The sequence below is a fragment of the Mesorhizobium sp. M0909 genome, assembly GCF_040319515.1.
Lineage (GTDB): Bacteria > Pseudomonadota > Alphaproteobacteria > Rhizobiales > Rhizobiaceae > Mesorhizobium.
The window spans coordinates 77079-97578 of the sequence record NZ_JAMYOA010000007.1; the positions used below are offsets into that span (position 1 = coordinate 77079).

The window sequence follows — 20500 nt, forward strand, 5'->3', positions numbered from 1 at the left end:
AGAGCTTCGCGACGACAAAGGGAATCGCCCGCAATTGCCTCCAAAGTTTCCGTTCACGCAAAAAAGCCGGCGCGGGCGCCGGCTTTTCGAGGGGCTTTAGTGCCGCTAGTGGGACACGAAGCAATTGCCGCCGGCAGCCTTGTAGCTGGTGCACAGTTTGATCGCCTCGTTGCGAGACTGCGCCGGAACGCGGACGCGGTAGAAGGTGCCCTTGCCGGCAATCTCGGCCTTGACGATGTTGGCGGTGCGGCCGGAAAGCACGCCGCCGTAGCGGCGCTGCAGATCCTGGTAAGTCGCCTGGGCGCTTTCGACTGTCGGCTGCGAAGCGATCTGTATCGACCACGAACCAGCGCCGGCAGCGGCCGGATCGATGGAAGCAACCTGATCGGGCTTGACCTCGCCGACCACGTCGACCGGCTGGTCGGACGGGCGCTGCGGCGCCACCGGAACCGTGGCCGGGGTGGTGGCCGACTGCTTGCTGGCTGACGGCTGGGCTTCAGCCTTTGTCTCGGGCTTGGGCGCCGGCTGCAGCTTGGAGGTTTCGGCCTGATCGCCGCTCGCCTGATCGCCACTCGGCTGGTCGCCAATCTTCGGGTCGCCAATTTTCGGGTCGCTTGTCATTTGGTCGATCAGGGGCACGGTGCCGGTCTGCGCGGCGGCGTCCGCCTGGGCGGCCGGAGCCACGTGCTGCGGCGCCGGATCGGCCGGCTCGGCAGCAGCCATCTGCGGGGCGGCAGGCGCCGGATCCTCGCGCGCCACCAGCGAGCCGTCAGGTTTCACGACCATGGTCCGTACCTTGCGCGGCGCAACGGCGACGGTCTCGGCACCCTTCTCGGCCTCCTGCAGAACCTGCGCGATGCGATCCTCGGACTTGGGCGCCGGTGCGGCGGCTACGGTATCGCCAGCCGCATTGGCGCCAAGCGCATTAGTGTCAGGCGCGCTGGTGTCACGCGCGTTGGTGCCAGACGCATTGCTATCGGACGCCTCGGTGCCGGGCGCGTCGATATCGTCTGCGGCATCGGGGTCATTGGGCGAAAGATCGACGACGCGGCTCTCCGGTTCGTTGGCCTTCAGGTCCACAGGCTCTTCGGTGTTGGTGACCAGCTTCTGCTGAACCGGCTCGGCGGGCTTGGCGCCCTTGGCCACAGCGTCATAAACCTTGTTGTCCTGGTTCGGCACGACAGTGCCGCCTGGATTCTCCGGCTTGATCTTGATCGGCCTGTTGTCGGCTTTGACGATGACCGGCGCATCGCCGCCGCTCTTGCCGCCGAGGGTCAACGCAAAGGCGCCAAGGCCTCCGGCGATCGCAACGGCGCCGACCACCGCACCTATCAGCAGCCCGCGCCTGCGCGGCTGCCTTTCGGCCTCGCGTTCGGCGAGGCCGGGAACCGACATCTCCTCGTCCAGTTCGGGATCGTAGTCGAGCTCATCGAAGGTGAAATCGTCGGCTTGCGAAACCGGCTGGCCGCCGGGCAACGATCCCAGATCGAAACCGTCCGCTGCATCCGCATAGGAAGCGGCTGCCGGGCTGACAGGGGCTTCCGCAGGCTTGGTGCCATAGGCGCGCGTCTCGCCGCGATCTTGCTTGTAGCCAGACGCGAAGCCGGCATCGTATTCATCGTCATAGCCAGCACTGCGCACTGGGGCCGGCGCTATATCCGTGGCATTCATTTCGGTGAGAAGGCTGGCAAAATCGGCATCGAGATCGTCGTAGGCGGGCGCCACCGGCTCGTCATCGTCGAAGTTGAGCTCCGGAATGTCGAGATCGTCCGCCAGCGCCACGACGCGCTCGGGCACGTCGACCGTCTCGACATCGGGCATCTCGTCATAGGCGGAAGGCTGTTGATGCGAAATTGGCGCAGCTTCCATGTAGGCGGGCCGATCTTCATAGGATGACCTATCTTCACGCGATGCCTGGCCTTCATAGGACGGCCTCTCTTCGACCGGTGCGGCCCGATAGGACGGCGTTGCAGCCGGCTGCGGTGGCGCCGGACGCGCCGAAGCCACCGGCTGGCTTGCAAAAGCGGGTTGAGGCTGTGCGACCGGCGTCACGCGGCTCCACGAGCGGGCCGGCTCGGGCGGCGTGGCGCGTGTCGTCAGCCAGTTCAGCGCATCGAGCGGGTCTTCTTCGGCAGCAGCTGCCGCACTCTTGTCGGCCGAGTCATGATCCAGACCGATGTTCCTGGCGAAGTCGGCGTCGAGCGCATTGTTGTCTAAATCACCCGTGGGTCCGGCAGCGGCTTCAACACCGAAATCCTCGCCTTCAAGCTCATCGAGGAGGACACTGCCAAGATCGGCGTCATCGGCGGCACTGGACTGCTGCGGCTCAGCGGGCTCGTGCTCGTCGAGTTCCCAATCCAGCTCGTCGACAGCATGCACCGGGTCGTTGGCGACGTCTTTGACCGCCGCCATTGGCTGTTCAGCAGCCACTGCTTGCTTCTGAATTACCGGCGCGATGGGCTGCTGAACAGCCATCACGGGCTTCTGGGCAGTCTGCTGGGCAGACTGCTGGCTTGTCTGAGGTTCGTTGACCGCTTGTGCCGGCCGTGTGCTCATCGCACCCAGCAGCGCGTTCAGTTCGTCCTCCAGGCTGCGTTCCTCGGCCACTGGGGCCGTTGGGACGACAGCGGCGGCCTGGGCCGCGGGTTCGGCTGCAACGACCTGCGCTACGGGCTGTTCGGGGTGCTCGGCAGGCGCATCGTCGAAGCTCAGATCGAAATCGTCGTCGAGCGCCGCTTCAGCGGCCGTGCCGGAAAGCCGGGCGGCCTCTGGCTCTTCGATCGACAGCTCTTCGATAAACTCTGGTTCTTCGATTTCGGCAGGCTCGTTCGCGCGAACGTCGAAGTCCATGTCGACATCGGCCATGGCATCATCGGCATGGCCGGCAAAATTCTCATCGGCCGCCTCAACCGGCGATGCCGGGGCGGCGTTATCAGCCGGCTCCTGCTCGTCGAACATCGGCTCGTCTTCGAGCGAGCTTGCAACCGCGTCGTCGAATGCGTCATCGAACGCAGGCGCGGCCGCTTGCGCCGCCGTTTCAACGGCGACCGCCTGCTCCATCGGCTCATGCTCTTCGAGCATCAGCTCGTCTTCGAGCGAGCTTGCCACGGCGTCGTCGAACTCAGGGTCCAAGGCGGGCTCGTCGACCGGCTCGATCGCCTCGGCCGCGGCCCTGGGTTCGTCCTCGCCGGTCACATCGTCGTCGAGCCGAAAATCCTGGTCGAGCGAGGCGGCAAGTTCGTCGTCACTCGAAAGGTCGTCCTCGAACGGCGACACGTCTTCGAGCGAGCCGGCGACGGCGTTATCGAACTCTTCATCGAACTCCGGCTCGACAGCGGGAGCGAACGCCCTTTCGGGGCCGGAGGCAATTTCGTCGGCGGCAACAGGAGCGGCCGCAACAGGAGCAACATCATCCACCGCACTGTCGTCGAACGCGAAATCCTGTTCGAATGAGGCAGCAAGCGCGTCCTCCATTTCGTCGGCGGCGGTCGGTTCGGGTGTCGGCTCGCGAAGCTTGGCAGGGGAAGCATTATCATTGGCGTCGGCGCCGAATTCGCCCATCAACTCCTTCTCGAGATCGATCTCGAAATCGCCCTCGTCCACCGACGGTTCGGCGGCAGCGGTTTTCGGCTGGGCCGGCGTTTGCGGTTTGACCGGCTGGCGCGGGTCGAACCCCATGATCCTGGTCAGTTCCGCGAACGGATCATCGCTGGCGATGTCGTTGTGGTCGGCTGCTCTCAGCTGGGTTCTGTCTGCCATTATTGTTCCCGAACTCGCACTCATTCGGACGCCATGGACGTCGCGTAGGGTTGGCCCTTACCAGCGCAATGTGGGCAAAAGGTGACAGGTTTTTTACTCAAACCTAACGCATTTCGGTGGGCGCATTGGCTCCGATCAGCGTCAGGCCGGACGTCAAAACGTCCGAAACAGCCTGCACCAGCCCTAGTCTGGCATGCGTCAATTGTCGGTCGTTAACCTTAACAAAACGTAAGTCGGGATTGTCGGTGCCGCGGTTCCAGTGTCCGTGGAAGCTGGAAGCGAGTTCGTAGAGGTAAAATGCCAGCCGGTGGGGCTCGAGCGCGAGGGCCGCGGCTTCGATCAGCCGAGGATATTCGGCGAGCTTCCTGATCAGGCCGATCTCACCCTCGTCGGTCAGCAAAGCCACTTCGGCGGCCAGCTGGTTGCGGTCGAACATGGCCTCGCCCAATTGCTCGCTCGCCTGCCGGAACACCGAATGGCAGCGCGCCGAGGCATACTGCACGTAGAATACCGGATTATCCTTCGACTGCTCGGTCACCTTGGCGAAGTCGAAGTCGAGCGGCGCGTCGTTCTTGCGATAGAGCATCATGAAGCGGATCGGGTCGCGGCCGACCTCCTCGACCACTTCGCGCAAGGTCACGAACTCGCCCGACCGCTTCGACATGCGCACCGGCTCGCCGGCGCGAAACAGCCTCACCAGCTGGCAAAGCAGCACGGTAAGCTTGATCTCGTCGCCGGCAATCGCCCGGGCAAGCGCTTCCAGCCGTTTCACATAGCCGCCATGATCGGCGCCAAGCACATAAATCAGATCGACGAAACCGCGATCGACCTTGTCCTTGAGGTAAGCGACATCGGCGGCGAAATAGGTGAAGGTGCCGTCCGACTTGACCAGCGCCCGATCCATGTCGTCTCCGACTGCGGTCGAGCGGAACAGCGTCTGCTCGCGGTCCTCCCAGTCGTCCGGCTTCTCGCCTTTGGGCGGCGGCAGCTTGCCCTTGTAGATGTGCCCCTTCAGCGTCAGGTCGTTGATCGCCGAGCGGATCTTCTTCGCATTGTTGGCATGCAGCGTCCGCTCGGAGAAGAAGACGTCGTGATGCACGTTGAGCAGCGCCAGATCCTCGCGGATCATCGTCATCATCGCATCGATCGTCCTGTCCTTGACGATGGCAAGCGCCTCCTCGTCCGGCATCTGCAGCAGGGAGCGGCCGAATTCGCTGGCCAGCGCTTGACCAACGGGGATCAGATAGTCGCCTGGATAAAGCCCGGCCGGAATGTCGCCGATCTCATCGCCAAGCGCCTCGCGGTAGCGCAGCATGACCGAGCGTCCGAGCACGTCGATCTGCGAACCGGCATCGTTGATGACATATTCCTTGGTCACGTCGTAACCGGCGAAGGCCATCAGATTGGCGAGCGCGTCGCCGACCACGGCACCCCGGCAATGGCCGACATGCATCGGCCCGGTCGGGTTGGCCGAGACATATTCGACATTGGTTTTCTTGCCGCCGCCGACAGTCGAGCGGCCGTAATTGCGGCCTTCGCCGAGCAGCGTCGTCAGATGCGCCTGCCAGAAACCGTCCTTGAGCCTGAGATTGACGAAGCCCGGGCCGGCGATCTCGGCGGCCGCGATATCCTCGTCGGCGCGCAGCGCCTCAGCCAGCCTTTCTGCCAGCGCGCGCGGATTCTGGCCGGTCGGCTTGGCCAACACCATGGCAGCGTTGGTCGCGAGGTCGCCATGGCTGGCATCGCGCGGCGGCTCGACAGCGATGCGCGACAGGTCCGGCGACGCGCCATCCTTGTCTTTCAAATCAAGCGCTTCGACGGCCTTTATGATTCGCGCGTTGAAATCGGCGAAGATGTTCATTGCTGTGGCTCTGACGGTTTTGCAGGGGGCCGGCTCGCTGGCCGGCAAAATCGAGCCCGCCCTAGCTCAAATCCGGCGTATGGTCAAACAAACGCCTGTGTTCCTTGAGCGCATAAGTGTCCGTCATGCCGGCCAGGAAATCGGCAACACTGCGCGCCTTGACGCGGTCCTCTGCCCGGTCGAGCCCTTCGCGCCAGCCATCCGGCATGGCGCGCGGATCGGCGAAATAGACGTCGAACAGGTCCCTGACGATCTGGTCGGCCTCGGCGCGCACCCGCATGACGTCCGCGTGCCGGTAGAGATGCTTGTAAAGAAAGGCCTTCAGCTCCTTTTCCCATACGGCCGTCTCGGCGGAGAAGCTCACCATCGTCTCGCCGGCCGCCCTTACCGCTTCGGCGCTGTCAGGCTTGATGCGCGCCAGATTGGCCGTCGTCGAGACGATCACGTCCTCGACCATGATGGTGATCTGCCGGCGCATCAGCTCGTGGCCGGTGCGTACGTCATCGAGCGCCGGATAGCGCTGACGCACGCCCTTGAGGATCGACCCCGGCAGCGAAACGCCCTCCAGCATATCGAGCGTCAACAGCCCTGCCCTCAGCCCGTCGTCGATGTCGTGGGTGTTGTAGGCGATGTCGTCGGCAATCGCCGCGCACTGCGCCTCGATACCGGCGAAGCGGTCCAGCTCGAGGTCGTGCAGTTCGGAATAGTCGCGGATTGCCTGCGGCACCGGCCCCTTCAGCCCTTTGCCCTTGGCATCGGTCAGTGGGCCATTGTGCTTGACCAGCCCCTCCAGCGTTTCCCAGGTGAGGTTCAGCCCATCGAACTCGGCATAGCGCCGCTCCAGCCGCGTCACCACACGTAGCGACTGCGCATTGTGGTCGAATCCGCCCCAGGCGGCCATCTTCTCATTCAGCGCGTCCTCGCCGGTATGGCCGAAGGGCGTGTGGCCGAAGTCGTGCACCAGGGCCACCGCCTCGGCCAGGTCCTCGTCGCCGCGCAGTGCCCGCGCCAGAGCGCGGGCAATTTGCGCGACCTCGATCGAATGCGTCAGCCTCGTGCGGTAATGGTCGCCTTCGTGCGCGACGAACACTTGCGTCTTGTGCTTCAGCCGGCGGAACGCCGTCGAATGGATGATGCGGTCGCGGTCGCGCTGGAACGGCGTGCGCGTCGGGCTTTCCACCTCGTCGAACAACCGCCCGCGCGACTTTGCCGGGTCGCTGGCATAGGCCGCGCGCGGCCGATAGCCGAATCCGATGTCGCCCAACTCGTTGGTCATAGCGTATGCCGCAGTTGACTTGCCCCGTCGCGCTTCATACCTATCATACGAAACCGAATGCAAGGTGACGCCCATGGGCGCTGATGCCAAGACCGCCATGAAAGTCGAGATGACCGACGCCGCCGCCAGGCGGATCGTCAAGATTGTGGCGAGCGAAGCCGGTAAGACGGCGCTGCGCGTTTCGGTCGAGGGCGGCGGCTGTTCCGGCTTTTCCTACAAGTTCGATCTGGTCGACAGGCGCAATGATGACGACGTCGCCATCGAAAAGGACGGCGCCACCGTACTTATCGACGACCTGTCGCTGGTCTACATGGGCGGCTCGGTAATCGATTTCGTCGACGATCTGATGGGCCAGTCGTTCCAGATCAGAAACCCCAATGCGGTCGCCTCCTGCGGCTGCGGCACCAGCTTCTCCATCTAGATCATGCCGATCATCGGCGCGGTCCGTCAGGTCGCGCTTTCCGCCGGGCGCGACCTCGATGCGACGCTGGCGTTCTGGCGCGAAGTGCTCGGCATGAGCCTGCACGCGCGTTTCGACCCGCCGGGCATCGCCTTCATCCTGGCCGGTGACGTGCGCCTGCTTTTCACCGACGGCCTGCCGGCCGGCACCGTCTATCTCGATATATCGGGCCTCGAAGAATTCCACGCTTCGGCAAAGGCCGCCGGCATCCCCTTCACCGCGCCGCCGGCGCTCGTTCATCGCGACACCGAAGGCCTGTTCGGCCAAGCCGGGGAAAGCGAATGGATGGCCTTCCTAAAGGACCCGGCAGGCAATACGATCGGCCTTGTCGAACGTCATCCACCGGATCGCTAGTCTCCGGACCACCAGCCTATCGAGGCCGCCATGAAAATCGTCACCTGGAACATCAACGGCGTTCGCGCCCGCATCGGCAATTTGACCCACTGGCTGACGGAAAGCGCGCCCGACATCGCCTGCCTGCAGGAGATCAAGACGGTCGACGAGCAGTTTCCTCGCGCCGAGATCGAGGCGCTCGGTTACAATGTCGAGACTTACGGCCAAAAAGGCTTCAACGGCGTCGCCATCCTGTCGAAGCTGCGTTTCGATGAGGTCAATCGCGGCTTGCCGGGCGACGATGCCGACGAACAGGCGCGTTTCATCGAGGGCGTGTTCTCGACCGACAAGGGCGCCTTGCGCGTTGCCTCGATCTATCTGCCGAACGGCAACCCGATCGACGACGAGAAGAAGTTCTCCTACAAGCTTTCCTGGATGGCGCGACTTGAGCGCTGGGCCGAGGAGCGGCTTGCTCTGGAAGAGCCGCTGGTCCTGGCCGGCGACTACAATGTCATCCCCGAGCCAATCGACGCGAAATATCCGGAAAACTGGCTAAGCGATGCACTGTTCCAGCCCGCGACGCGGCAGGCGTTCCGGCGGCTGAAGAATCTTGGCTTCACCGAAGCCGTGCGTGCCGTCACCGACTCCGCGGACGTCTTTACGTTCTGGGACTATCAGGCCGGCGCCTGGCAGAAGAACAACGGCATCCGCATCGACCATTTGCTTCTGTCGCCCGAAGCCGCCAACTGGTTTTCCTCGGCTTCGATCGAGAAGCAGGTGCGCGCCTGGGAAAAACCCTCCGACCACGTGCCGGTGGCGATCGATCTGGCGCTGCGGCCAGCCTGACCGGACCTGCCGTCCGGCGGCACATTGATAAGTTGACCTCTTATCGCCACAAATCGCGCGCTTGATGCGAAATCATCATGGTGGCTGGGGTTCCCATGACTACTCGATTTGCACTCTTCCCGATTGGCTGCGCGCTTGCGATGGCGGTGGCGACGCCGGCTTTTGCCGATGCAGAGTGCCTTGCCAACGGCAAATCATTCCAGATCGGCCGGGTCGCCTGTCTGACGCCTGCCGGCCAAAGCTACCTCGCCCGTTGCGAGATGGTGCTCAACAACACGTCCTGGACAAAGCAGCGGGATGGATGCCCGGAGGACACGCCGGCCCCGCATTTGCAAGGCACGCCGATCTCAACGCCGGCGCCCAGCGGCATGCCGGCGGAACCGAACGAGAATTGATCTCAAAACGGAATTTCTGCCGGCCTACTGGTCGCCGCCACCCTTGGTGAGGATGTCGTCGGCCAGCGAGATCGCGGTGCGGCGGTCGGCTTCGCCGGCGGCGGCAAACGCTTCTTCCTGCATGCCGCGGATCCATGGCTGGTCGGCAGGTGAGGCCCGTTCGAGCGCCGCGGTCATCATCGCCAGCCCCCGCACGATCTTGCCGCTTTGGAAGAGCAGATTGCCGAGCGTCGCCTGCGCGCCCGCATGGCCCTTTTCGGCCGCCAGCTGGAACCAGCGTCCGGCCTGCTTGACGCTGGCCTTGACGCCGCCCTCACCCTTGAGGAACATCTGGCCCATCTCGAACTGGGCGTTCGGATTGCGGTAGTTGGCGGCGGCACGCATGTAATATTCCTGGGCCGCCACCTCGTTCTCCTCGACGGGGCTGCCGGGAATGCCCTTCCTCAGATAGTCGCCAAGCGCCACCAGTGCGTCCGAAACATAGCTTTCCTCGGGCGAACCGGGCTCGACATCCTGGTCGACGATCTCTGAGAAGAACTTGAACGCCGCGTAGTCGTCTCGCGCCACGCCATCGCCTTCGGCATACATGCGCGCAAGCTTCCAGGTGGCGCCGATCTGGCCGTTCTCCGCGGCATATTTATAGGCTTCCGCGGCCTGCTCCTTATGGCCGTTCTTGTAGGCGGAAAAGCCGAACTGGAACACCGCCCACGGGCTCGACTGCGGCTTCACGCCGGTCTTGTCGTCGAACACCTTGTCGTCGAAGGCCATGGCCTGGCCGACGGCGCCCAAGGTCGCGCCAAACGTGGCGAGCGCAACCAGTGCCGAAACGACAGACGACCTCAACAACTCAGATGTCCGCATAGCAGTGTGTTTCTTTGGCACCGCCGGGATGGGTGACCGCGCCGTCGCGGGCAGATCCGACCGTCTGTGCGTATTTCCAGATCGCGCCCGACTGATAGTCCGTGGTGCGCGCCTTCCATGCCTTTGCCCTCGACGCCAGTTCGGCTTTGGACAATGCAACCTCGATCGTGCCGTTCACCGCATCGATCGAGATCAAGTCGCCATCCCTAAGCAGCCCGATCGGGCCGCCCACTGCCGCTTCCGGCCCGACATGGCCGATGCAGAAACCGCGCGTTGCGCCCGAAAAACGCCCGTCGGTGATGAGCGCCACCTTGCCGCCCATGCCCTGGCCGTAGAGAGCCGCCGTCGTCGACAGCATTTCGCGCATGCCCGGGCCGCCGCGCGGACCCTCGTAGCGGATGACGAGAATCTCGCCTTCCCTATAGTTGCGATGCGTAACCGCTTCGAAACATTCCTCTTCCGAATCGAAGCAGCGCGCCGGACCCGAGAATTTCAGCTCCGTCATGCCGGCGACCTTCACGATCGCGCCTTCTGGGGCAAGGTTACCCTTCAAGCCCACGACCCCGCCGGTCTGGGTAATCGGCCTGTTGGCGGGACGGACCACATCCTGGCTGTCATTCCAGGAAACATGTTCCATATTTTCGGCCAAAGTGCGGCCAGTCACCGTCAGGCAATCGCCATGAAGGTACCCATGGTCGAGCAGCGTCTTCATCAGGAGCGGAATGCCGCCGGCCTCGAACATGTCCTTGGCGACGTATTTGCCGCCCGGCTTGAGGTCGGCGATGTAGGGTGTCTTCTCAAATATCCTGGCCACGTCGAAAAGATCGAACTTTATCCCGGCCTCGTGCGCGATCGCCGGCAGATGCAGCGCCGCGTTGGTCGAGCCGCCGGTGGCCGAGACCACGGTCGCGGCATTTTCCAACGCTTCTATGGTAACGATGTCGCGCGGGCGGATGTTCCTTGCGATCAGCTCCATGATCTTTTCGCCGGAAGCGAAATTGAAGCGGTCACGCATCTCGTAGGGTGCAGGCGCGCCGCAGGAATAGGGCAGCGCCAGGCCGATGGCCTCAGCGACGGTGGCCATGGTGTTGGCGGTGAACTGGGCGCCGCAGGAGCCGGCCGAAGGACATGCGGCTTGCTCGATCTCGAGCAGCTCGGCGTCGCCGATGGTGCCGACCGAGTGCTGGCCCACCGCCTCGAACACGTCCTGCACGGTGATCTGCCGGCCACGGTAGCTGCCGGGCAGTATCGAGCCGCCATAGATGAAGATCGACGGTACGTTGAGGCGCACCATAGCCATCATCATGCCGGGCAGCGACTTGTCGCAACCGGCCAATCCGACCAGCGCATCGTAACAATGGCCGCGCATGGTGAGCTCGACCGAGTCGGCGATGACCTCGCGCGACACCAGCGACGACTTCATGCCCTGATGGCCCATGGCGATGCCGTCGGTGACGGTGATGGTGCAGAATTCGCGTGGCGTGCCGTTGGCCGCCGCCACGCCCTTCTTGACCACTTGCGCCTGGCGCATCAGCGAGATGTTGCAGGGTGCGGCTTCGTTCCAGCAGCTGGCGACACCGACCAGCGGCTGCGCGATCTCGGCCGCCGACAGCCCCATAGCATAGAGGTAGGAGCGATGCGGCGCCCGCTCGGGACCAACGGTCACGTGGCGGCTCGGCAGCTTGGCCTTGGAGATCGCTCTGGTGTCCATACTCGTCCTTGCCGCGGGCGGTGCGGCCTGCCTCTTCGCCTAGCCTTTTGGCGCGTGTCCCGAGACAAATTCGAGGTGCGCCGCGTTTATGGCGGGAAATGGGCAATGTTCCCGGGCGGCCGGGTGGCGCGAGGGTTGTTCAGAAACTGTTGCCAAAACGTCACAATTACAGGAGCGAACATCTTGGGGGCAATTGTTGCGCCGCCGAATGCCGGACGAGCGCCGAACGAACCGACCGGGCAGTGCCCGGCCGTTTTGTCGTTTAAAAATCCGTAGTTAGAACTTGATCTTGACGGAAGCCGAACCGGCGAGAAGCAGGTCGTTGTCGTAAGAGTAGGTGACCGCATTTGCCTCGTCGCCGACACCGCTGAAAGTCGATGACCCGCTCGTCAGCACACCGATCGAGCCGCCGAGCCTGACCTCGACCTGATCGTTCGGCGAATAGGAGACGCCGCTGGCCACGGCCCAGGTATCCGACTGATAGCCGGAGGTCGTCGAGGTGCCGCGATCCCAGGTCAGCGAAACCACGCCCGACAATTGATCGGTGAACTTGTGACCGATACCGCCGGTGACCGTCCAGCCGTCGCGATAAAGCAGATCGAATGAAACGGGCGAGGGAGCACCGGTTACCGGACTGCGCACGCCATTGATGGCAATGACGCCAAGCTTGCTCCACTCCTGCCAGCGGACGGAACCAAAGGCCAGCCAGCCAGGAGCTATGCCGCTCTGCAGCTTGAATTCCAGAGCTTGAGGTATCTCAGCCGACGCCGAGACTGGGTACACGCCGGTAGAGCCGGGAATCAGATCCGCTGGAAAGGCACCCCTGAAGCCGGTCGTGTCGACGGTTCCCGACAGCCCGTCATATTTGTAGCTCGAAGAGTACATCAGGCTGGCGCGCAGAGCGATCTCGGGGATCTCATAGGCTGCGCCCGCACGCCAACCCCATGCCTCGTCGGATAGCTTGAAGACGCCGAGACCGGTATTGCCGAAGGCGAGCAGTGTCTGACGGGAAAGAAACGCGTCGACCTGCTGGTAGGAGACACCGCCGATGAAACGTATGGCGCCCTTGCCGACGTTCACCCTATAGGAGCAGGTGAGACCGAAATCGTCTGTATCGACGGCGTATTTGACCGCTGTCGGCGAATAGGCGTTGTTCAGGCCGAAATTCGCGTCCGCACCATACGGTCTCGTATAGGTGGCAAGACAGTCTACGGGCTCAAAGATGTTGGCTTTGATACCGACATGCGGCACCGCATAATCGCCACCAACGTCCACCGCCGATGTCGACAAACCCGAGCCATCGAGACGCTGCACGTTCTTCAGTTTGCGCTGTGGCGAAACATAGGTGACGCCCGCATCGAACGAATATGGCGCCGCGTCGAACAGCTGGTCGATGTTGACGCCGCCCCGGTCAAAGCCCCCGGCTTGCACCGTCCCGGCAAAAGCCAGCGAAAAAGCCCCCGCGCCCAGCAGCACTTTTAGACGCGAACAACACATGAATCTCCTCCCCGAAATGTCCTTGCATCAAGCTAGAACCAATTCAGGTTAACGGCGCAACAACGAATTCGCCGTGCGTACATGTATACGTTGGCGGAACGCATTTCCGACAAGGTGTCGGCCTTCTTGCCGAGGCGGGAAAATGGCCGCCTCAATACAAATCGACGAGAAAACTCGGGAAAACCGCCTAAATCACTAGGGAACAGGGAATTTTGCCTGCCCAGCCGGCCATTGTTACATTATGGCAACAATGGGGCAAAAACATTCAGTTTGCCTCAAGATTTACGCTGCGGAATGCCTGTTTTCGTGGCAGGCAGCGTAGCTGGAAAGCAGATTCGTGAACGGCGAATCTATTGCAGCCAGCCGGCCCAGTTTGTTTGATCAGCCCGCATCGCGCACCCGCGCCAATGCGACCGAAAGCTTCTCTTGCGCCTCGCGATATTCGGCGAGTTTTTCACGCTCGGCCTCCACTACCTCTTCCGGCGCATTGGCGACGAATTTCTCGTTGGACAGCTTCTTGTAGAGCCGCGCTATTTCCTCGGTCACCTTGGCAAGCTCCTTGTGCAGGCGCGCTGCCTCGGCGGCAAGGTCGATCAGGCTGCCGAGCGGCAGGCAGATGGTCGCCTCGTTGACGACGATCTGGGCGGATCCCCTGGGTGGCGCCTCCGCGAGCGAGATGTCGCCGACCCGCGCCAGGCGCTTGATGGCCGAGCCCTGACGCTCGAGCCTTTCGCGTGTCGTTTCGTTGGCGCCGATCACCACGAGCGGTGCGATCGCCGCCGGCGGCACGTTCATCTCCGAACGCACCGAGCGGATACCGGAGACGAGATCGACCAGCCAGTTGATATCGGCGGCGGCCGCCTCATCCTCGAAATCGGGCGACGGCCATGCCGCATGACAAAGCAGCGATGGCCGTTGCCTGCCCTCGCCGGCGGTTTCGGCCCACAGTTCCTCGGTCATGAACGGCATCATCGGATGCAGCAGCTTATAGATCTCGTCCAGCACGAAGGCGACGCATGCCCTGCTCTCGGCCTTAGCGGTCTCGTCGGTGCCCATGAACACCGGCTTCAGCAGTTCCAGGTACCAGTCGCAGAACTGGTTCCAGACGAACCGGTAGGCGGCACCCGCCGCATCGTTGAAGCGGTATGAGGTGATGCCGTCGGTTATGTCCCGCGCGGCTCGCGTCAGCTCCGTCAGGATCCAGCGGTTGACCGCCAGCTTGGCGTCCTGCAGCCAGAAATCGTCGTCGCGCGCCACTTCGTTCATCTCGGCGAAGCGCGTCGCGTTCCACAGCTTGGTGCCGAAATTGCGATAACCTGCAATGCGGGCCGGATCGAGCTTAACGTCGCGCCCTTGCGCTGCCATCACCGTCAAGGTGAAGCGCAGCGCATCGGCGCCGTATTCGTCGATGAGCTCGAGCGGATCGATGACGTTGCCTTTCGACTTCGACATCTTCTGCCCGTTCTTGTCGCGAACCAGCGCATGGACATAGACGGTATGAAACGGCTCCTGATCCATGAAATGCAGGCCCATCATCATCATGCGGGCGACCCAGAAGAAGATGATGTCGAAACCGGTCACCAGCACGTCGGTCGGGTAATAGGTCTTCAGTTCCGGCGTCTGGTCCGGCCAGCCAAGCGTCGAGAACGGCCACAGCGCCGACGAGAACCATGTATCGAGCACGTCCTCGTCGCGGGTCAGGATCTCGCCAGGCTGGAAATTCTCGAGCTTGTCCTCGACCCAGGCCTTCCACGGCCCTTCCAGCGCCAGATAATATTCGACGGCGGCACCGAGGGCCTCTTCCTCGGTCTTTTCGACAAAGACATGCCCGTCCGGCCCATACCAGGCAGGGATCTGGTGGCCCCACCAGAGCTGGCGGGAAATGCACCAGGGCTGGATGTTCTCCATCCAGTCGAAATAGGTCTTTTCCCAGTTTTTGGGCACGAAATTGGTGCGGCTCTCGCGCACCGAGGCGATCGCCGGCTTGGCCAGTTCCGCCGCATTGACATACCATTGGTCGGTCAGAAACGGCTCGATCGGCACGCCGCCGCGGTCGCCGTGCGGCACCGTGTGGCGATGCGGCTCGACCTTCTCGAGAAAGCCGCCCGCCTCCATCAACTCGACGATCTTCTTGCGCGCGTCGAAACGGTCCAGGCCGTCGAGGCTGTCCCATACGGCCTGGTGCTCCGGCGTCCCTTCCAGTCCGGCGAGAAAGTCCTCATTGTCCTTGAGGCTCACCGCCGCATTGACGGCGAGGATGTTGACCGCCGGCAGCCGGTGGCGCTTGCCGACCTCGAAATCGTTGAAGTCATGCGCCGGCGTGATCTTGACCGCACCGCTGCCTTTTTCGGGATCGGAATACTCGTCCGCGACCACCGGGATCCTGCGGCCGACGATCGGCAGGATGAGTTTCTTGCCGACAAGATGCCGGAAACGCTCGTCGTCGGGGTGGACTGCGACAGCCGTATCGCCCAGCATCGTCTCCGGGCGGGTCGTCGCAACGGTGATGAAGGTCTTCGGATTTTCCGGATCGAAGGTCATGCCTTCGACCGGATAGCGGAAGTGCCAGAGGTTGCCGTTGACTTCCTGCTGCTCGACCTCGAGATCCGAGATGGCGGTCAACAGCTTCGGGTCCCAGTTCACAAGGCGCTTGTCCTTGTAGATCAGCCCTTCCTTGTAGAGCGTCACGAACACTTCGAGCACGGCCTTGGACAGGCCCTCGTCCATGGTGAAGCGCTCCCGGCTCCAGTCGGCCGAGGCCCCGAGCCGCTTCAGCTGGTTGAGGATGGCGCCGCCGGATTCTGCCTTCCACTCCCACACCTTGTCGATGAACTCATCGCGCGTTAGGTCGCGGCGGTGGATCTGCTTTTCCATCAGCTGGCGCTCGACCACCATCTGCGTGGCGATGCCGGCATGATCCATCCCCGGCTGCCACAGCACGTTTTTGCCGCGCATGCGCTCGAAGCGCACCAGAATGTCCTGCAGCGTGTTGTTAAGCGCGTGGCCCATATGCAGCGAGCCGGTGACGTTCGGCGGCGGGATGACGATGGTGAAGGCTTCAGCCCCCTCCTCGGCCCCGGCGCCGGCCCGAAACGCGTCGGCCTCTTCCCAGATCCTGGCAATCTTCGGCTCGACGGCTTTGGCGTCGTAGGTCTTTTCGAGCATGGGAAAACGGTCCGCGCTGTCCGGAATTTGTGGTCCGGTGTAAATCGGAAGGTTGTTGCCAAGTCAACCGCAAGGGCGGCATGGCCAATAGATAGCGCCGGGATGGTTCGGTGCAACTCGCGGACTGAATGTTGCAAGGCAATCGCTTCAGGTTTGCACCGCCCCTCATTGCCCTGCCGGGCATTTCTCCCCGTATGGTGACGGGGCGAAAGACACCTTCGCGAACGATTTCGTCAACCTCCCGCGTTGCGGAAAGAATGCCGAGGTTGCGGCCAGCCCCTTCTCCCCGTCACTATGCGGGGAGAAGGTGCCGGCAGGCGGATGAGGGGCAGCGCCGACTTCGACAATTCGCCGGTCGAGCCGCCTATCGGCGGCGTCTCCTCCGAACTGCTACTGTGCGCCGCGCGCGACGCGCTCGATTTCCTCGCGCACCAGCCGCTCGACCAGCGTCGGCAGGTTGTTGTCCAGCCAGTCCTGCAACATGGGCCGCAGCATCTCTTCAGCCATCTCGTCGAAGGTCTTCTTGCTGCGGCTGGCAAACGCGTCGGAAAGCTCGCCGAAGGCGGCGGCAACCTGCCGGCCCGTATGCTCCGAAAGGATCGCCGGGCGTGCGGGCGGCGGCTCGCTGGCCGCCGGACGCGCCAATCCGATTTTCGAAGGTTCCGGGCCGAGTTCCGAAGGTTGCGGGCCGCCCTCCGAAAGCTCCGGCCCAATTTCCGAAGGCTCCGACGCAGGTCCGGCACTCGCCTCCTCCTCGAAAACCTCGGCTTTCGGCTCGGCGTCCGGTCTGGGTGGCTCGGCGCGCTCCGGCTTGGCCATCGCGTCGCCGACCGCAGCGATCTCGCGCCGCCAATCGGCAATGATGGTGTCGGTCGTCTCGGCAGCCTTGGCCATCGCAGGCCGATCCGGCTTTGCGGCCGGTGCGGGAGCGGCGTTCACCTCAGCCAGCGTCACCGGTGCTTTTACCGGGCCGGGGCGCAGCGGCGTTTCCAGGCGCTCAATAACCGGTGCGGCCGTTGGCTGCGCCTCGGCCCGCGTGGCCGGCTTGGCGATCTCCAGTCCGCCGCGCAGTTCGGAGCGGAACGTATCCGCCTCCGCCGTGCGTCCGGCTGCCGGTGCCGGTTGCAGATCCTGGCGCAGCTCGTCCGCTTCGCCCGGCTGCTTGCGGCCGGTATCGCTGTCCTCGATGATCCTTCTGATGGAAGCCAGTATCTCTTCCATGGAAGGTTCGCGCTGTACGCTGCTCGCCGTCGCCATCGTCACATCCGCCGCCCTTGTGACTCGTTCTCAGATTTCCTGTCCGGCAAACGCCGGATTCGAATCATGGCAACAGCGTAACCGACGGAACGCCTTGCGAGAATCCCCAATCTGGCGACATCTCGGATTTCAACAGATTAGGGTCGGGAGTTGAAGCCCGCGCGTCGTTCGAGCGCGGGCTGAAGACACGGCCTGGCGATCAGCGGCCGTCCGGCGTGCGCAGGCCGATCCACTTGTCCTTGACGGCGTTGTAATGCTCTTCGGGCCTGTACTTCGTCACGTTGAGCGCAAGCCGGTCTGCCGACAAATGGCCAACCGCCGAGAGGATGGCATAGCTTGCCACCACCACATCGCGTTCGGCGCTGACAAGATTGATCTTGGCGGTGATGAGGGTCGCCTGCGCGTTGAGCACGTCGAGCGTGGTGCGCTGGCCGACATTGCGCTCTTCGATGACGCCGTTCAGGGCAAGCTGTGCCGCGGCGACCACCTGCCGGTTGGCCGTGACGCTTTGCTGCGCGGCGGTGTATTGCGACCATGCGGAGGTCACAGCCTGGCGCACGGTGTCGCGGCTGACATCGACCTCGATACGGGCCTGGCTAAGTGATTCCTTTGATTGGCGAACCAGTGCCGAAGTGCGGCCGCCGGAATAGATCGGCACGGTCAGTGTCGCGCCGATGCTGGCCGAAGTGGTCGTCCCGTCTTGACCCGCGCCGAAGTCGGGGGGTTGCGTGTGGCGATAGGCGCTCGAAACACCCGCCGACGCCGAGAGCTGCGGCAGCAGCGCGCCTTCCGCCGACTTCACCGAAAACGCCGCCGCGTCGACCAGATGCGCGGTGGCGAGAATGGCCGGATGCTCGGCCGACGCGATCGCGATCGCCGCATCGAGGCTCGACGGCAACAGCTTCGACACCGGCGCAGCCGGCCTGAGCCTGCCCGGCTCGTCGCCGACGATCTGGCGATAGGTCGCGGCACTTGCCAGCGCCGTCGCGCGGGCGGCGCTCAACTGCGCCACCGCGGAGGCACGCTGGGCGTCGGCTTGCGCGACGTCGGTGCGCGTACCTTCGCCGACGTCGAAGCGCGACCGCGCCGCACGCGCCTGTTCGGTTAGGAATTGCAGATTCTGTTCGGTCAGCACGGCGACCTGGCGGTCGCGGATAACGTCCATATAGGCACTTGCCGCGTTGAAAAGAGTGTTTTCTTCGGCGTTGCGCAGGCTTTCGAACGAAGCGCGGACCCGCGCTTCGGCGGCCGCGACATTGTTCCTGGTCTGAAAACCGTCGAACAGCGTCTGGTCAATCTCAACGCCAAAATTGCCCGTCGTCAGGCTGATGCTACGGTTCAACCCGGGGGCATTGCCGCGCGCATTGAGATGGCTGCTGGAATAATCAATACTTCCGGAACCGGTGATGGTCGGGCGCCAGCCGGACTTGGCGATGGCAACGCCCTCGTCGGTGACGCGGACGCCGGCGCGTGTCGAATTGAGCGAGGAATTGTTCTGATAGGCCTTTGAAAGGGCCCCGAGAATGGTTTCGGCCGAGGCGGCCAGTGGAGACAGCGCGGTCGCCGAAACGAGGACGGCGGTAAAAAGTAACTTGCGTACAGACGGCACGTTATATTCCCTCATTCGTTTTGCACGGGAACTGCGCCACGCTGGCTTCTCCTTCTGATCAGCCGGCGCCGCGTTTTTTATCGTTCCCCCCGCTGAAAGCCCCCAGAAACGCCCGGTTATGCAGATCAGCAACGATTGTTCAAACGCAAGCGATCATGACAGCGCCTTCGCTGCAAGGCAAAATCACTCAGAATTCGAAGGCGGGAATGCGTTCGAATCCCGGTAGTGGCTTAATTGCCGCATTAAATGCGCGTCTTCCCGTTACAACCCCCCCAGTCTTAAAAAAAAGCCGGGCTACGCCCGAATTGCCCTGCCCTTCCACGGCGACGAGTCGGCCGCCTTCGGCAAGCTGGTCGAACAGCGCCGCCGGCACCTCGCCGACGCTGCCACCGATCAGGATGACGTCGTAAGGCGCCTTGTCGGCATGCCCCTGCGGCAACGGTCCCTGGACCACGGTGACATTGCCGCAACCCAGCGCCGCAAGCGTCGAAGTGGCAGTCTCGGCCAGCGCCGGATCGCTTTCCAGCGCGACCACGGACCTTGCCAGCCGCGACAGGATCGCCGCCGCGTAGCCGGTGCCGCAGCCGACATCGAGTGCCGAATCGCTTGGGCCGATGTCGGCCAGTTGCATCAGCTTGGCCAATGGCGACGGTTCCATCAGATAGCGCGGACCATCGGCCGTATCGGCAATGCGGATGTCCTCGTCGATATAGGCAAGGTCACGCTGGCCGGGGGCAACAAAGGCCTCGCGCGGCACGACAAGCATAGCCTCGAGCAGCGGTGCGCTGGTCACGTCGGTGGTGCGGATCTGGCCGTCGACCATCTTCACCCGGCGTTCGGCAAAATCAGCGCTCATGTTCCAACCATCCGCTTGCCGCGCAGAGGCCGCGGCTGTTTCGACCGGAACTGAAGCCCCCTGGCGCTGACGCGCGGGAGCTCGGGCATTGGAGGCCTCGCCCGGAATCGAACCGGGGTGCAAGGATTTGCAGTCCTCTGCGTAACCACTCCGCCACGAGGCCTCATTGCTCCCAGCGTTCCACCCGGCTCCAATAGGTTGCGGCGAAAATGCCGTCAAGCGGCTACCATGCATTCCCAACGGTTCTTCCGACATCGAGGCACTGCTTATCAATGCAATGCCATGCTAGCAATAACATATTAGCTTATCGTTAAGGATGATCCTCGGCGACAGGAACCCGAAACCGGCGGCCACGTTGGGCAGAAAGGAGAGTTCCGCCATGGGTCGAGCAGCTACGAAAGACGGCACACCGCGCGGATTGTCGCAGTCTGCAGAGCTTGTGCGCTATGCCATCGATCGCCTCAGCATAGAAGGCGCAAACAGCCTGCCGCCGCGCGACCGGGCGCGGCTGGCATCGGCTACCGCCGTTCTCAAGGAGCTCTGCGAGCGCCTGGAAAGCTGTTTCGACCAGCCTCGGTGATGACCACGCCGCTCTCAAACAATTGCCCTGTTTC

Annotated in this window: 15 protein-coding genes and 1 tRNA gene; 5 read left to right on the forward strand and 11 right to left on the reverse strand. The window is 63.3% G+C overall.

Annotated features, from left to right (window positions below; translation table 11 throughout):
• Positions 1–105 precede the first annotated feature (105 nt).
• From NKH83_RS12985 to NKH83_RS12995, 3 genes are all read right to left on the reverse strand, one after another.
• Positions 106–3759 carry an SPOR domain-containing protein gene (locus NKH83_RS12985; RefSeq protein WP_352804879.1) on the reverse strand — a complete coding sequence of 1218 codons (3654 nt, stop codon included), beginning with the start codon at positions 3757–3759 and terminating at the stop codon, positions 106–108.
• A gap of 103 nt (positions 3760–3862) precedes the next feature.
• Entirely contained in the window at positions 3863–5620 is a 1758-nt protein-coding gene (gene argS, locus NKH83_RS12990) for an arginine--tRNA ligase (protein ID WP_352804882.1), read from the reverse strand.
• Between the two features lie 61 nt (positions 5621–5681).
• Entirely contained in the window at positions 5682–6896 is a 1215-nt protein-coding gene (locus NKH83_RS12995; protein WP_352804885.1) for a deoxyguanosinetriphosphate triphosphohydrolase, read from the reverse strand.
• A gap of 73 nt (positions 6897–6969) precedes the next feature.
• On the opposite strand from NKH83_RS12995, the gene erpA reads away from it, so the two are divergent.
• The 4 genes from erpA (at position 6970) to NKH83_RS13015 (ending at position 8930) form a co-directional block, all read left to right on the forward strand.
• Positions 6970–7317 (forward strand): iron-sulfur cluster insertion protein ErpA, encoded by a 348-nt coding sequence (gene erpA / locus NKH83_RS13000; RefSeq protein WP_352804888.1) that lies wholly within the window; start codon positions 6970–6972, stop codon positions 7315–7317.
• A gap of 3 nt (positions 7318–7320) precedes the next feature.
• Positions 7321–7710 (forward strand): VOC family protein, encoded by a 390-nt coding sequence (locus tag NKH83_RS13005; protein ID WP_352804891.1) that lies wholly within the window; start codon positions 7321–7323, stop codon positions 7708–7710.
• A gap of 30 nt (positions 7711–7740) precedes the next feature.
• The gene (xth, locus tag NKH83_RS13010) at positions 7741–8535 is read left to right on the forward strand and encodes an exodeoxyribonuclease III (protein WP_352505839.1); all 795 of its coding nucleotides are present in this window, start codon (positions 7741–7743) and stop codon (positions 8533–8535) included.
• 77 nt (positions 8536–8612) lie between these two features.
• Complete coding sequence (locus NKH83_RS13015) at positions 8613–8930, forward strand: hypothetical protein (RefSeq protein ID WP_352804893.1); 318 nt, start codon at positions 8613–8615, stop codon at positions 8928–8930.
• 24 nt (positions 8931–8954) lie between these two features.
• On the opposite strand, the gene NKH83_RS13020 is transcribed toward NKH83_RS13015, so the two are convergent.
• The 8 genes from NKH83_RS13020 to NKH83_RS13055 form a co-directional block, all read right to left on the reverse strand.
• Positions 8955–9791: a tetratricopeptide repeat protein gene (locus NKH83_RS13020; protein ID WP_352804896.1), complete on the reverse strand. Its 837-nt coding sequence runs from the start codon at positions 9789–9791 to the stop codon at positions 8955–8957.
• Positions 9778–11502, reverse strand: coding sequence for a dihydroxy-acid dehydratase (gene ilvD, locus NKH83_RS13025; RefSeq protein WP_352804898.1), 1725 nt, complete (start codon positions 11500–11502; stop codon positions 9778–9780). Before ilvD ends, NKH83_RS13020 begins: the two co-directional genes overlap by 14 nt.
• A 276-nt stretch (positions 11503–11778) precedes the next feature.
• Positions 11779–12999, reverse strand: coding sequence for an OmpP1/FadL family transporter (locus tag NKH83_RS13030; protein WP_352804901.1), 1221 nt, complete (start codon positions 12997–12999; stop codon positions 11779–11781).
• A gap of 381 nt (positions 13000–13380) precedes the next feature.
• A complete protein-coding gene (locus tag NKH83_RS13035) occupies positions 13381–16164 on the reverse strand; it encodes a valine--tRNA ligase (protein WP_352804904.1) in 2784 nt (927 codons plus the stop codon).
• A 390-nt stretch (positions 16165–16554) separates the two neighbouring features.
• Positions 16555–17421: a PopZ family protein gene (locus NKH83_RS13040; RefSeq protein ID WP_352804906.1), complete on the reverse strand. Its 867-nt coding sequence runs from the start codon at positions 17419–17421 to the stop codon at positions 16555–16557.
• A gap of 199 nt (positions 17422–17620) precedes the next feature.
• Entirely contained in the window at positions 17621–19030 is a 1410-nt protein-coding gene (locus NKH83_RS13045; RefSeq protein WP_352899282.1) for a TolC family outer membrane protein, read from the reverse strand.
• A gap of 187 nt (positions 19031–19217) precedes the next feature.
• On the reverse strand, positions 19218–19886 hold the full coding sequence (locus NKH83_RS13050; protein WP_352804912.1) for a protein-L-isoaspartate O-methyltransferase family protein: 669 nt from the start codon (positions 19884–19886) through the stop codon (positions 19218–19220).
• Positions 19887–19975: 89 nt separating this feature from the next.
• Positions 19976–20049 (reverse strand) — tRNA-Cys (locus NKH83_RS13055).
• Positions 20050–20265: 216 nt separating this feature from the next.
• Here NKH83_RS13055 and NKH83_RS13060 point away from each other — a divergent pair.
• A complete protein-coding gene (locus NKH83_RS13060) occupies positions 20266–20466 on the forward strand; it encodes a hypothetical protein (protein ID WP_352505831.1) in 201 nt (66 codons plus the stop codon).
• Positions 20467–20500: the final 34 nt, after the last annotated feature.